A 14,280-nucleotide genomic window follows, 5' to 3' on the forward strand; every position below is an offset into this window, starting at 1 on the left:
ATTACCCTGCCGTTTATTTGCACAATTCTACTTTTGCGTGATCTGTCGCCCAAATACTAAACAAAACTGCCAATACCCCTACATTTAACGCTTATGCCACATATTATTAACATCTTACAAGGAGAACAAAAGCATGAGTCAAATTCACAAACACACCATTCCTGCCAACATCGCAGACCGTTGCCTGATAAACCCTCAGCAGTACGAGGCGATGTATCAACAATCTATTAACGCACCAGATACCTTCTGGGGCGAACAGGGAAAAATTCTCGACTGGATCACACCGTACCAGAAGGTGAAAAACACCTCCTTTGCCCCCGGTAATGTGTCCATTAAATGGTACGAGGACGGCACGCTGAATCTGGCGGCAAACTGCCTTGACCGCCATCTGCAAGAAAACGGCGATCGTACCGCCATCATCTGGGAAGGCGACGACGCCAGCCAGAGCAAACATATTAGCTATAAAGAGCTGCACCGCGACGTCTGCCGCTTCGCCAATACCCTGCTCGAACTGGGCATTAAAAAAGGTGACGTAGTTGCGATTTATATGCCGATGGTACCGGAAGCCGCGGTCGCGATGCTGGCCTGCGCCCGCATTGGCGCGGTACATTCGGTGATTTTCGGCGGCTTCTCGCCGGAAGCCGTTGCCGGACGCATTATCGACTCCAGTTCACGACTGGTGATCACTTCCGACGAAGGTGTGCGTGCCGGGCGTAGTATTCCGCTGAAGAAAAACGTTGATGACGCGCTGAAAAACCCGAACGTCACCAGCGTAGAGCATGTGGTGGTACTGAAGCGTACTGGTGGAAAAATTGACTGGCAGGAAGGGCGCGACCTGTGGTGGCACGACCTGGTTGAGCAAGCCAGCGCTCAGCACCAGGCGGAAGAGATGAACGCCGAAGATCCGCTGTTTATTCTCTATACCTCCGGTTCTACCGGTAAGCCAAAAGGCGTGCTGCACACTACCGGCGGTTATCTGGTGTACGCGGCGCTGACCTTTAAATATGTCTTTGATTATCATCCGGGCGATATCTACTGGTGCACCGCCGATGTGGGCTGGGTTACCGGACACAGTTATTTGCTGTATGGCCCGCTGGCCTGCGGCGCGACCACGCTGATGTTTGAAGGCGTACCGAACTGGCCGACGCCTGCCCGTATGGCGCAGGTGGTGGACAAGCATCAGGTCAATATTCTCTATACCGCGCCCACGGCGATTCGCGCGCTGATGGCGGAAGGCGATAAAGCGATCGAAGGCACCGACCGTTCGTCGCTGCGCATTCTCGGTTCCGTGGGCGAGCCAATTAACCCGGAAGCGTGGGAGTGGTACTGGAAGAAGATCGGCAACGAGAAATGCCCGGTGGTCGACACCTGGTGGCAGACCGAAACTGGCGGTTTCATGATCACGCCACTGCCTGGCGCTACCGAGCTGAAAGCCGGTTCGGCAACACGTCCGTTCTTCGGCGTGCAACCAGCGCTGGTCGATAACGAAGGTAACCCGCTGGAGGGGGCCACCGAAGGCAGTCTGGTGATCACCGACTCCTGGCCGGGTCAGGCGCGTACGCTGTTTGGCGATCACGAACGTTTTGAGCAGACCTACTTCTCCACCTTCAAAAATATGTATTTCAGCGGCGACGGCGCGCGTCGCGATGAAGATGGCTATTACTGGATCACCGGGCGCGTTGACGACGTGCTGAACGTCTCCGGTCACCGCCTGGGGACGGCAGAGATTGAGTCGGCGCTGGTGGCGCATCCGAAAATTGCCGAAGCCGCTGTGGTCGGTATTCCGCACAATATTAAAGGTCAGGCGATCTACGCCTACGTCACGCTTAATCACGGGGAGGAACCGTCACCAGAACTGTACGCAGAAGTCCGCAACTGGGTGCGTAAAGAGATTGGCCCGCTGGCGACGCCAGACGTGCTGCACTGGACCGACTCCCTGCCTAAAACCCGCTCCGGCAAAATTATGCGCCGTATTCTGCGCAAAATTGCGGCGGGCGATACCAGCAACCTGGGCGATACCTCGACGCTTGCCGATCCTGGCGTAGTCGAGAAGCTGCTTGAAGAGAAGCAGGCCATCGCGATGCCATCGTAACCCACAATTGCCGGATGCGCTCCGGGCAACAAGTCGGAAACGATTTGTAGGCCTGATAAGACGCGACAGCGGCGCATCAGGCGCTGGTTGCCGGATGCGGCGTGAACGCCTTATCCGGCCTACATTCGGCAACGGCTGTAGGCCTGATAAGACGCGACAGCGACGCATCAGGCGTTGATTGCCGGATGCGGCGTAAACGCCTTATCCGGCCTACATTCGGCAACGGCTGTAGGCCTGATAAGACGCGACAGCGTCGCATCAGGCGTTGATTGCCGGATGCGGCGTGAATGCCTTATCCGGCCTACATTCGGCAAGGGTTACCCAAGCGTTAACCTTCTCCCATAAGGGAGCGGGAATTAAAACAATCCCTACATTACCTCTGGAGAATCTGTGATGAATGGTACGATTTATCAGCGGATAGAAGACAATGCGCATTTCAGGGAGTTAGTCGAAAAACGGCAACGGTTTGCCACCATCCTGTCGATTATTATGCTGGCAGTTTATATCGGCTTTATTTTACTGATCGCCTTCGCGCCCGGCTGGCTGGGCACCCCGCTGAATCCGAACACCAGCGTCACACGCGGTATTCCAGTCGGTGTCGGGGTAATTGTGATCTCCTTTGTTCTCACTGGTATCTACATCTGGCGGGCGAACGGCGAATTCGACCGTCTTAATAACGAAGTCCTGCATGAGGTACAAGCATCATGAAAAGAGTTCTGACGGCGCTTGCCGCCACACTCCCTTTCGCAGCTAACGCCGCGGATGCTATTAGCGGGGCCGTAGAGCGTCAGCCAACGAACTGGCAGGCGATTATTATGTTCCTGATTTTCGTCGTGTTTACGCTCGGCATTACCTACTGGGCGTCAAAACGCGTACGTTCGCGTAATGACTACTACACCGCAGGCGGCAATATCACCGGTTTTCAGAACGGGCTGGCGATTGCCGGGGACTATATGTCCGCCGCCTCATTCTTGGGGATCTCCGCGCTGGTGTTTACCTCCGGCTATGACGGCTTAATTTACTCGCTAGGCTTCCTGGTAGGCTGGCCGATCATTTTGTTCCTGATTGCCGAACGTCTGCGTAACCTCGGTCGCTACACCTTTGCCGATGTGGCCTCTTACCGTCTGAAACAAGGGCCGATTCGTATTCTTTCGGCCTGTGGTTCTCTGGTGGTGGTGGCGCTTTACCTTATCGCCCAGATGGTGGGCGCAGGTAAACTGATCGAGCTGCTGTTTGGCCTTAACTATCACATTGCGGTAGTGCTGGTCGGCGTGCTGATGATGATGTACGTCCTGTTCGGCGGCATGCTGGCGACCACCTGGGTACAAATTATTAAAGCCGTGCTGTTGCTGTTCGGTGCCAGCTTTATGGCCTTTATGGTGATGAAACACGTCGGCTTTAGCTTCAACAATCTGTTCAGCGAAGCGATGGCGGTACACCCGAAAGGTGTCGACATCATGAAGCCGGGCGGGCTGGTGAAAGATCCTATCTCCGCGCTCTCTTTGGGGCTAGGACTGATGTTTGGTACGGCGGGCTTGCCGCATATTCTGATGCGCTTCTTTACGGTCAGCGATGCCCGCGAAGCACGTAAGAGCGTGTTCTACGCCACCGGATTTATGGGCTACTTCTACATCCTGACCTTTATTATCGGCTTTGGCGCGATCATGCTGGTCGGTGCGAATCCGGAATATAAAGACGCGGCGGGCCATCTGATTGGTGGTAACAACATGGCAGCAGTTCACCTGGCCAATGCGGTGGGCGGCAACCTGTTCCTCGGCTTTATTTCAGCGGTTGCTTTCGCCACCATTCTTGCGGTGGTTGCGGGTCTGACGCTGGCGGGCGCATCGGCGGTGTCTCACGACCTGTACGCTAACGTCTTCAAAAAAGGTGCGACCGAACGTGAAGAGCTGCGGGTATCGAAAATCACCGTACTGATCCTCGGTGTGATTGCCATTATCCTCGGCGTGCTGTTTGAGAATCAGAACATCGCCTTTATGGTGGGGCTGGCGTTTGCCATCGCGGCGAGCTGTAACTTCCCGATCATTCTGCTTTCCATGTACTGGTCGAAACTGACTACCCGTGGCGCAATGCTGGGCGGCTGGTTAGGACTGATTACTGCGGTGGTGCTGATGATCCTCGGCCCGACTATTTGGGTACAGATCCTCGGTCACGAAAAAGCCATCTTCCCGTATGAATACCCGGCGCTGTTCTCTATCAGCGTGGCATTCCTCGGTATCTGGTTATTCTCGGCAACGGATAATTCAGCGGAAGGTGCGCGCGAGCGTGAACTGTTCCGTGCGCAGTTTATCCGTTCCCAGACTGGCTTTGGCGTTGAGCAGGGCCGCGCGCATTAATCTCTCCCCTTCCCCGGTCGCTTGATCGGGGAATTTCTTCAGAACATCATCCTGGCCACCAGCGGCGAAACCAATACCATCAATACACCTGAAAGCATCATGACCAGGCTTGCAACTACGCCTTCTTGTTGACCCAGTTCATACGACCGCGCAGTCCCGGCACCATGAGATGCCGCGCCGAATCCAGCACCTTTCGCCATCCCTTCGCGAATAGAGAGACGTAAAAACAACACGTCGCCAATCGCCATGCCAAACACACCGGTGACCACCACAAACAGCGCCACCAGATCAGGCTGTCCGCCGAGCGACTGGCTCGCTGCCAAAGCAAATGGCGTAGTGACCGAACGCACCGCCAGGCTACGCTGGATCTCATCTGGCAGGGTAAACAATCGCGCCAGCCACACTGAGCTGGTCACTGCCACCACCGTTGCCGTCAGTACGCCTGCCGTCAACGACATCCAGTGACGCTTAATGATCGCCCGATTGTCATACACTGGTACCGCAAAGGCGATGGTGGCCGGACCTAATAGCCATAGTAACCAGTGCGCTTCGCCAATATAGTTTTGCCAGGAAATATTGCCAAAAACCAGCAGCATAACCAGTAGCGTAGGCGTCAGCACCAGAGGCATCAATGGCAATTTACGAAAGCGGCGATAAAGGCGTTTGTTAAGAAAATAGATAACTAGCGTAATTGCCAGACAGAGCATACTTAGCTGAAAATTAGCCACGGTTTAACCTGCGCATTTCATAGCGATAGACTTTTTCCACTACCCAGGCAGTCGTGCCCAGCACCATCACCGTACTCAGCGCGATCACAGCAAAAATACGCCAGCCATCCACCAGTAATAGTTGTGCATAGTTCACCACAGCCACCACGGCAGGGACAAAAAACAGCAACATTTCGGCCAATAGCCAACGCGCCCCGGCTCGAACCCATTGCAGAGGAAGAATGCGACAAACAATCAGCGCCAGCATCAGGATCATCCCCACCAGGTTGGCAGGCAGCGGCAAATGCAGCCAGGAGACGAGATACTGCGCAAAAATAAATAAACCTGCATACAGCACAACCTGAAAAAATACCTGGATAGATTGCACTACGGCAGGGGTAATGCGGCGAAGCGCCACGGGCATGAGAGGATATCCTGAAAATAAAACAGAATGGTAAGTATAGAGAGCGCTCGCCCCTGACTGAAATGAATTAAAATCATTGCAGGTATAGTCAAAGGGAATAGTTATGGATATCAGAACGCTGCGTTATTTTGTCGAAGTCGTGCGCCAGCAAAGCTTCACCCGCGCAGCGGAGAAGTTGTTTGTCACCCAACCAACTATCAGCAAGATGCTGAAGAATCTCGAAGATGAGCTGAACTGTATATTGTTGATCCGCGATGGTCGTCGGCTGCTTCTCACTGATACTGGTCGCGTCGTATTTGAGCGCGGGCTGGCTTTACTGGCTGAGTTTCGGCAACTGGAAGCTGAGCTTAGCGATATCAATCAGCTTAAAACCGGCGTTTTGCGGCTGGGAATCCCGCCGATGGTTGGGATGTTGATGGCCGGGCCGATTGGCCTTTTTCGCCAGCGTTACCCCGGCGTAGAATTGAAAATTTCGGAGTTTGGTGGTCTGACGGTACAACAAGCGGTGATGAACGGTGAACTGGATATGGCACTGACAGCCCTGCCAGTAGAAGAAAGCGGCCTGACAACGTTATCGCTGTTTAGTCATCCACTATGTGTACTGACGCCACATTCAGGTAAATGGCTTGAATGTGATGCCGTCTCACCGGAGACATTGGCGGAACATCCTCTACTTATCTATAACGAAGATTTTGCCTTAAGTAAGCAATTGATGAAGTTATTCGATGAACATGGCGTTAAGCCGAGAATTGCAGTTCGCAGCGGGCAATGGGATTTTCTCGCCGCGATGGTTCAGGCCGGTGTCGGAATAGCCATATTGCCGGAACCCATTTGCCAGCGATTAGATAAAAACACCTTAAAATGGCTACCGCTGGAAAGCGAACTAAGCTGGAAATTAGGAATGATTTGGCGTGAGGGCGTTTACCTTTCCCACTCTGCCCACGCGTGGCTGAGCTGTTGTGAAGGATACTGGTTAACGCCAGTGTAAGTCGGGTTGGCGGGCTCGCCCGCCAACCATGCAGATTACTGATTTTCCTCAATCAGCAACGCTTCAAGCAAATCGAGATCGTGCAGTAATTTTTGCAGCGTTTCGTTACTGATCTCCCGCGTGGCGCGCAGGTGGTACAGTTCAGCACGTTCAGAACGCAATGCCGCCAGACGGAAGCGACGCTCCAGGTTCTCTTCCAGGATTGAACTTTCTACATCATTACGTCCATCGGCGCGACGACGCAGGTTACCAATGACGCGAGAACTAACCTCTGTGAGCAGCTGGTTATCGATATTCTCTTCGGTATCCGCCGCCAAACGCTCCTCCATTTTCTGGATCGCCACAATCGCCACTTCTGCCGTTGCCGCTCGTGCAATACGTTCCTCTTTCAATTGTTGCGAATGGTCCGCGACTTCTATGTGTTGTAGCAGAATAGGCAACATCACCACGCCGACAAACAACGAGAAGAGAATGACGCCAGCCGCCAGGAACACCAACTCATAGCGCGCAGGGAAGACGTTACCATCCGGCAAGAGAAGCGGGATAGAGAGCACACCGGCCAGAGTGATCGCCCCACGCACCCCGGCGAAAGACGCGATCAGGATTTCTCGTGTAGTCCACGAACCAAACTCCATCGGCTTCTTCTTCAGGAAGCGGTTGCTGAACTTTTTCATCGTCCACAGCCAGCCGAAACGGACCAGCATCAGTGCCGCATATATCAGAATAATATCGGTAAACAGCATCCAGATTTCGACGTTAGGGTCGATTTCTGCCGCCATCAGCGACGTCTCCAGAATCCCCGGCAACTGCAGACCTAACAGCAGGAACACCATGCCGTTAAAGACAAATTCCAGCATCGCCCAGGTGCTGTTTGCGCGCAGGCGCATTGCCAGCGGCGCACGGCGCATCACACCGGAGCGGGTGATGGTCATCCCGGCGGCAACCGCAGCGAGGATGCCGGAAACGCCAATATGTTCCGCAATCAGATAAGAAGCGAATGGCAGCAAGAACAGCAGAACGATCTGCGTCGCGGGTTCATCACCGCCCCAGCGGCTGAGGAATCGCAGCGAGCGACCATACAGCCAGCTCACCACAAAACCGGCGAGAATACCGCCTATTGCCACTTTCATAAATTCGACCGTCGCACCGCCGACGGTGAAGATCATTGTCCCCATCGCCACTGCCACGGCAAACTTCAACGACACCAGGCCGGAGGCGTCATTCATCAACGCTTCGCCCTGCAAAATGCCCATGATTTTTTTCGGGATGCGCCCCTCGCCAACAATCCCGGAGAGCGCTACAGCATCGGTCGGAGAAAGCACTGCAGCCAGCGCAAAGGCGGGGATCAGCGGAATGCCCGGCACCACCCAGTAAATAAGGAAGCCAATGCCGACCACGGTGACCACCACCAGCGCCAGCGCGAGGCCGAAAATCTCTCGCCCATGTTCGAGAAATTCACGGGTCGGCGTTTTCCAGCCATCAGCGAACAGCAACGGCGGGATAAACAAGACTAAAAAGAGTTCAGGATCAAACTCCACATGCAAACCAAACGTCGGCCACGCCAGTAGCGCACCGATGGCGATTTGCATAAGCGGAAGCGGGATCTGAAAGGGCATGACACGAGTGACCACCCCGGACAGCGAGACCACGAGGGTCATTATCAGTATGGTGAAGAAGATTTCCATGCGTTCCCTGTTTGCGATGTTTTTTATGATCTGAGAAAGGCGTTATGCCTGAATTCTCATTTTTTCAGAATATCGCAAAAGCTCACACAATGTGCGGAGAAAATAAAAACGGGCAGCCATTGCCACCCGTTTTCAGAATCCTATGTAAGATTAGATAGCCCAGCCACCCGCATAGAAGGTCACCAGCGCCACGGCAATAACGACCGTACCGATGTTCAACTTGCGCCATTCGCCGGAAACCAGACGACCAATCACCAGAGTCGCGAAGCCAATCATGATGCCTGTTACGATGTTACAGGTCAGCACGATGAATACCGCCGTAACCAGACCCGCCATCGCATCAACAAAATCAGCAAAGTCGATTTTCGCCACGTTGCTCAGCATCAGCAGGCCAACGTACATCAGCGCCGGAGCCGTTGCGTACCCCGGAACGAGGTAAGAGAGCGGAGAGAGGAACAGAATCAGCAGGAACAGCACGCCAACGGTGATAGCCGTCAAACCGGTTTTACCGCCCGCCGCCGTACCCGCCGCAGACTCGATGTATACCGCTGCCGGAGCTGCACCCACCAGGCCAGAAAAAACGCTGCTCATGGAGTCGGTGGTCAGTGCTTTCCCGCCGTCGATGATCTGCCCATCTTTATCCAGCAGGTTCGCCTGACCGGCGACGGCACGGATAGTTCCGGTGGCATCAAATACTGCTGTCATCACCAGTGCCAGAACACTTGGCAGGACTACAGGATTCAGCGCGCCCATAATGTCCAGGCTGCCAATCAGTGAATTGCCGTTTTCATCGCTCAATGAAGGCATGGCAAAAACGCCGGAGAAATGGACGTTAGGATCGAAGATCAAACCGACAATTGAGATACCGATAATGGTCAGCAGAATGCCACCAGGGACTTTCAGTTTTTCCAGGCCGATAATCACTGCCAGACCCACCAACGACATCATCACCGGAAAGGTCGTGAAATCCCCCAGCGCGACGGGCAGACCATCAAGTGGGTTTTTAATCACCAGACCGACACCATTAGCAGCAATCAGCAGCAGGAACAGACCGATACCAATCCCCGTGCCGTGCGCCACACCGTGCGGCAAGTTGCGCAAAATCCAGCTACGGATACCCGTGGCAGAAATTACCGTAAACAACACACCCATCAGGAACACGGCACCCAGCGCGACAGGTACGCTAATATGTTGCCCCAGCACCAAACTGAATGCGGTAAACGCCGTCAGAGAGATGGCGCAACCAATCGCCAACGGCAGATTAGCCCACAGACCCATCACGATAGAACCGAGTCCGGCAACCAGACAGGTTGCAACGAAAACTGCCGCAGGCGGGAAGCCCGCTTTACCCAACATGCCTGGAACGACGATAACTGAGTAGACCATCGCCAGAAACGTTGTTAACCCGGCAACCACTTCCTGACGGACAGTGCTTCCACGTTGTGAAATTTTAAACCAGGCGTCGAGTGAACCGCCGGTACGCGCTGATGGCGTAGACATAAGAAAACATCCCCTGAGAGTTTAATTTTCGTCAAGATGCGTGGCGGACAATCCCCTGCCAGCGAAACGTTATCTTCCTGCTCCAGGTTTGCGACAATTTGCTGCGTCGCAAAAAAAAGCAAACGTTTAGCTCCGCGCATACAAAACGGGTGGTAAAAAAAGCAAACGATTATCCGGCGATCATAGCGGCTTTTTCAACCGAAGTTTGCTGCTTTTTTCTCTTTTATTGTCTTGACGATGAAAAACCAGGCAATTGATGCGCAAACGTTATCGTCGATGCGCAAGATTGCAGCGTTATCGAGCCGTATACCGTTCAGGATTGCGATAAAAAATCGTCTGAGATGACAAAAATATTGCGGCTAAAAAGTGTACTTTTACACTGGCGAAGAAACGCCGGTCACATACAATTAAAGCATCAACACCAACCGGAACCTCCACCACGTGCTCGAATGAGGTGTGTTGACGTCGGGGGAAACCCTCCTGTGTACCAGCGGGATAGAGAGAAAGACAAAGACCGGAAAACAAACTAAAGCGCCCTTGTGGCGCTTTAGTTTTGTTCATCTTCCAGTAAGCGTGCGCCGGTACCTTCTTCTCCTAATCGGTCGCCCGGGTTACGCAACGGGCAATCACTGCGCGAAAGGCAGCCACAACCAATACATCCATCCAGTTCGTCACGCAGCGCCACTAAGGTATGAATGCGCCGATCCAACTCTTCTCGCCATTGGGACGAAAGCTGTTTCCACTCTTTCGCACTTAACGTATGCCCTTCTGGCAACACGCCAAACGCTTCACGAATGGTTGCGAGCGGAATGCCAATACGCTGAGCAATTTTGATAATTGCGACATATCGCAACACATCACGTTTATATCGCCGCTGATTGCCGCTATTACGGATACTGGTAATCAACCCTTTGCTTTCATAGAAATGCAGCGCCGATACCGCCACACCGCTGCGTTTCGCCACTTCGCCGGGGGTTAGCAGCGCTTTAATGCGGGGTAATTTCTTTTCCATAAATCGCTTTACCTCAAGTTAACTTGAGGAATTATACTCCCCAACAGATGAATTAACGAACTGAACACTGAAAAGAGGCAGATTTATGTCCCATCAGAAAATTATTCAGGATCTTATCGCATGGATTGACGAGCATATTGACCAGCCGCTTAACATTGATGTCGTCGCAAAAAAATCTGGCTATTCAAAGTGGTACTTGCAACGGATGTTCCGCACGGTGACGCATCAGACGCTTGGCGATTACATTCGCCAGCGCCGTCTGTTACTGGCCGCCGTTGAGTTGCGCACCACCGAGCGTCCGATTTTTGATATCGCAATGGACCTGGGTTATGTCTCTCAGCAGACCTTCTCCCGCGTTTTCCGTCGGCAGTTTGATCGCACTCCCAGCGATTATCGCCACCGCCTGTAGTTTTATTGCCCGCGCGTTAACTCCCGCGCGGGTAATTACCCCATCCATTGCATAAACACCTGCGGCGGCATCGCCTTCGCAAAAAACCATCCCTGGCAATAGCGCACGCCGCGTTTGCGCAGCCAGTTAACCTGCGCCTCAGTTTCGACACCTTCAGCGATCGTTTTTAACCCCAGGCTGTGCGCCAGCTCGATGATGTGTTCCGCAATCAAATGACTGGTTTTGTGGGTGGTCAGCGTCTCAACAAACGATTTATCGATTTTCAAAATATCGACATTCAATGATTTAAGGTTATGCAAGTTAGAGTAGCCAATACCAAAATCATCAATTGCCACTTCGTAACCGGCCTTGCGGAAAGCCAGAATAATCGGCGTCATTTTGTCGACATCAAGAAATGCATGTTCAGTCACTTCAAATTTAATTTGCTGCGGGCGCACCGCATGTTGCTCTGTTTTCTGATTGGTTCGCGCTATCAACCGTGAGGTATGAAAATCGGAGGCTGACAGGTTAATAGAAACATAGCGATCGGTATGTGTTGCCAGATACGCGCCCAAATCACGGAAGACATTATCAATAACATAATCAGTTACCTGTTCGATCATCCCCTCCTTTTCTGCCAGCGGAATAAACTCTGCCGGATTCATTACTTGCCCCTGCTCACCAGGCCAACGTAACAACGCTTCAGCGCCGATACATTTTTCTGTTTTGATATCGATTATTGGCTGGTAATAAAGGCAAAGTTGATGTTTTTCGAGGGCGCGTTGCAATTTGCGTTTGGGAGACAAATAGTTTTGTCGAATACGTAGCCAGAGTAATAGCAGAACAAGACTCCCCAAAATACCGGCGGGCAACGCAAAAATAAGATGATTATAAAAATGAGTTATAAGACGTTGATATGAAGTCGCAACAATGGCTGCAATTGGGCGTTTTGTCGAATAAACTGTCGCATATAAATAGCCATTTCGTTGTACGGTTAAATCATTCAAATGAATCAGCGGAGAAAACGTTGCTGCCGAGGCCTCGTTGCTTAACGAGAAAAAGGTTTTCGTCACCGTATCATACACTCCCCATTGCAATGTCGGATCATCAGACATCACTTCACTCCAGAAGAGAGGGTTGATAACCGCCACATAATTTCCCCGCTGCATGTAGGTCATTTTATAGCCAGAGAAAAAAGGCGTATCACGGTAATAATAGATAGAAACGTTAGGTTCGCGCTTATAATCGGCCGGTGCAATCGTATAGCCATTTACAGACGCTATCAGCGATGAGCATAAAAAATGGTTATCACGAGCATAAATCAATTCATTAATATAAAGATAGCCACGAATAATATTCAACATTCGCTTTTGATGGGCTGGAGTGCAAACTTGCCCCTGATAGCGTTCAGCTGCATCGCTCACTAAATCTGCCTGACGAATGACCAGCTCAGATTTATCCAACGCCAGCTGAGCAAAAGTTCGGAGCTGATTATTCACTTCTGATTTTGCCCAAAAGAAGGCAATCCATAGCGACATAATGATGGGAAAGAGAACTAAAAAGATAATGCCCGGAAACGCCAGTAATTGGTGTCGTGCACGATGACTCATTGCTATCAATTCCCTGCCTGTTTATACCCGGTTATTGCAAGGTGAAACCCTGGCTACCGACGTCTTTAGATAAATCTTACGGTATAAATAGCACTTTTGCCTGATATAAAATTGAGACCTTTTTAATCGTCACCAGGATGACGATAATTCATTGATCTTAAAAATTAATCACCTTCAGGAATGCAGAGGCGGCGGGAAGATATACCCTTAATGCCGCTGAAAAAACACATAATCTGTACGGCAATAAAAGTCACGGCCTAATCTGGCTAACAAACAACCAATTGTGATATAGTTCACAAAATTCATGAAACAAACAGAGTGTTTCATTTTTGTGTTCTGCAAGCCCCGCGATAGCCAGAGTGTATCACGCCTCCCGTGAACAACGCCGCGCTGTCCAGGGCATCAGCTCTTTTCCGAGGAATTGTTTGATGGCTACCCTCACCACTGGCGTGGTTCTTCTTCGCTGGCAACTTCTTAGTGCCGTAATGATGTTTCTGGCTAGCACGCTCAACATCCGTTTTCGTCGGGCTGATTATGTCGGGCTTGCAGTGATCAGCAGCGGTCTGGGCGTAGTTTCCGCCTGCTGGTTCGCAATGGGGTTGCTTGGCATCACAATGGCGGATATCACCGCCATCTGGCACAACATCGAGTCGGTGATGGTAGAAGAGATGAATCAGACACCGCCACAATGGCCAATGATTTTGACTTGATATGTAGAAGCCTCCATAACGGAGGCTTCTTTTTTATGGCTGGCAGATGCTTTAATCATCCACCTTAAAACAATATAACCTATTGTTTTAATGACAAATCAGAACGGAATATCGTCATCAAAGTCCATCGGCGGCTCGTTAGACGGCGCTGCCGGAGCGGACTGCTGCGGGCGAGACTGCGCGCCGCCGCTGAACTGATTGCCACCCTGCGGCTGCTGAGGCTGACCCCAACCGCCCTGCGGCTGACCACCACCGATATTGCCACCTGCAGGAGCGCCACCACCCTGACGACCACCCAACATCTGCATGGTGCCGCCAACGTTCACCACGACTTCTGTGGTATAGCGATCCTGACCGGATTGATCGGTCCATTTGCGGGTACGCAGCTGGCCTTCGATATAAACCTGAGAACCTTTACGCAGATATTCGCTGGCCACTTCTGCCAGTTTGCCGAACAGCACAACGCGGTGCCATTCAGTCTGCTCTTTCATCTCGCCGGTGGCTTTATCACGCCAGGATTCGGAAGTAGCCAGCGTAATGTTGGCAACTGCGCCACCATTTGGCATGTAGCGTACTTCCGGGTCCTGACCCAGATTACCAACGAGAATAACCTTGTTTACGCCTCTGCTGGCCATGTTCGTGTCTCCTGAAAAAAAATCGTTCTGAATAAGTGTAAACGCGCGATTGTACCATTACCAATAGCGCTTTTACTATGTTGTGACCTCGGTTCCGGGAAACAAACCTGGCCAGACATTGTTACACAACACTCCGGGTAATGCATTCCAATACTGTATATTCATTCAGGTCAAT

General features: G+C 52.0%; 13 protein-coding genes. 6 read left to right on the plus strand and 7 right to left on the minus strand.

Translation table 11 applies throughout. The features are described from left to right. The first annotated feature begins 133 nt into the window (after nt 1-133). From acs to actP, 3 genes are all read left to right on the plus strand, one after another. A complete protein-coding gene (gene acs, locus HBM92_RS22430) occupies nt 134-2,092 on the plus strand; it encodes an acetate--CoA ligase (protein WP_000078223.1) in 1,959 nt (652 codons plus the stop codon). A gap of 393 nt (nt 2,093-2,485) precedes the next feature. Further along, the gene (locus HBM92_RS22435; protein WP_001296646.1) at nt 2,486-2,800 is read left to right on the plus strand and encodes a DUF485 domain-containing protein; all 315 of its coding nucleotides are present in this window, start codon (nt 2,486-2,488) and stop codon (nt 2,798-2,800) included. Beyond that, on the plus strand, nt 2,797-4,446 hold the full coding sequence (gene actP, locus HBM92_RS22440; RefSeq protein ID WP_000832549.1) for a cation/acetate symporter ActP: 1,650 nt from the start codon (nt 2,797-2,799) through the stop codon (nt 4,444-4,446). The genes HBM92_RS22435 and actP overlap by 4 nt, the downstream gene beginning before the upstream one ends. A gap of 38 nt (nt 4,447-4,484) precedes the next feature. Here actP and HBM92_RS22445 read toward each other — a convergent pair whose 3' ends face one another. Both HBM92_RS22445 and HBM92_RS22450 read right to left on the minus strand, forming a co-directional pair. Next, nucleotides 4,485-5,174 (minus strand): LrgB family protein, encoded by a 690-nt coding sequence (locus HBM92_RS22445; RefSeq protein WP_001273403.1) that lies wholly within the window; start codon nt 5,172-5,174, stop codon nt 4,485-4,487. Beyond that, the gene (locus tag HBM92_RS22450) at nt 5,167-5,577 is read right to left on the minus strand and encodes a CidA/LrgA family protein (RefSeq protein ID WP_001143718.1); all 411 of its coding nucleotides are present in this window, start codon (nt 5,575-5,577) and stop codon (nt 5,167-5,169) included. Before HBM92_RS22450 ends, HBM92_RS22445 begins: the two co-directional genes overlap by 8 nt. 103 nt (nt 5,578-5,680) lie before the next feature. On the opposite strand from HBM92_RS22450, the gene HBM92_RS22455 reads away from it, so the two are divergent. Further along, a complete protein-coding gene (locus tag HBM92_RS22455) occupies nt 5,681-6,565 on the plus strand; it encodes a LysR family transcriptional regulator (RefSeq protein ID WP_000354954.1) in 885 nt (294 codons plus the stop codon). Nucleotides 6,566-6,600: 35 nt separating this feature from the next. On the opposite strand, the gene HBM92_RS22460 is transcribed toward HBM92_RS22455, so the two are convergent. From HBM92_RS22460 to soxR, 3 genes are all read right to left on the minus strand, one after another. Further along, a complete protein-coding gene (locus tag HBM92_RS22460) occupies nt 6,601-8,250 on the minus strand; it encodes a Na+/H+ antiporter (protein WP_000402206.1) in 1,650 nt (549 codons plus the stop codon). A 150-nt stretch (nt 8,251-8,400) separates the two neighbouring features. After that, the gene (gene ghxP / locus HBM92_RS22465; RefSeq protein ID WP_000106892.1) at nt 8,401-9,750 is read right to left on the minus strand and encodes a guanine/hypoxanthine transporter GhxP; all 1,350 of its coding nucleotides are present in this window, start codon (nt 9,748-9,750) and stop codon (nt 8,401-8,403) included. A 547-nt stretch (nt 9,751-10,297) separates the two neighbouring features. Next, a complete protein-coding gene (soxR, locus tag HBM92_RS22470; RefSeq protein WP_000412431.1) occupies nt 10,298-10,762 on the minus strand; it encodes a redox-sensitive transcriptional activator SoxR in 465 nt (154 codons plus the stop codon). 85 nt (nt 10,763-10,847) lie between these two features. Between soxR and soxS the strand changes: the two genes are divergently transcribed. Further along, on the plus strand, nt 10,848-11,171 hold the full coding sequence (gene soxS, locus HBM92_RS22475; protein ID WP_000019358.1) for a superoxide response transcriptional regulator SoxS: 324 nt from the start codon (nt 10,848-10,850) through the stop codon (nt 11,169-11,171). Between the two features lie 35 nt (nt 11,172-11,206). On the opposite strand, the gene pdeC is transcribed toward soxS, so the two are convergent. Beyond that, nucleotides 11,207-12,760 carry a c-di-GMP phosphodiesterase PdeC gene (gene pdeC / locus HBM92_RS22480; RefSeq protein ID WP_001327775.1) on the minus strand — a complete coding sequence of 518 codons (1,554 nt, stop codon included), beginning with the start codon at nt 12,758-12,760 and terminating at the stop codon, nt 11,207-11,209. Nucleotides 12,761-13,188: 428 nt separating this feature from the next. Between pdeC and HBM92_RS22485 the strand changes: the two genes are divergently transcribed. Further along, nucleotides 13,189-13,470, plus strand: a complete 282-nt coding sequence (locus HBM92_RS22485) for a YjcB family protein (RefSeq protein WP_001304710.1) — start codon at nt 13,189-13,191, stop codon at nt 13,468-13,470. Nucleotides 13,471-13,568: 98 nt separating this feature from the next. On the opposite strand, the gene ssb1 is transcribed toward HBM92_RS22485, so the two are convergent. Next, entirely contained in the window at nt 13,569-14,105 is a 537-nt protein-coding gene (gene ssb1, locus HBM92_RS22490; RefSeq protein WP_000168305.1) for a single-stranded DNA-binding protein SSB1, read from the minus strand. Nucleotides 14,106-14,280: the final 175 nt, after the last annotated feature.

It is taken from the genome of Escherichia sp. E.sYA108 (assembly GCF_011754335.1).
In the GTDB taxonomy this organism is placed as follows: domain Bacteria; phylum Pseudomonadota; class Gammaproteobacteria; order Enterobacterales; family Enterobacteriaceae; genus Escherichia; species Escherichia coli.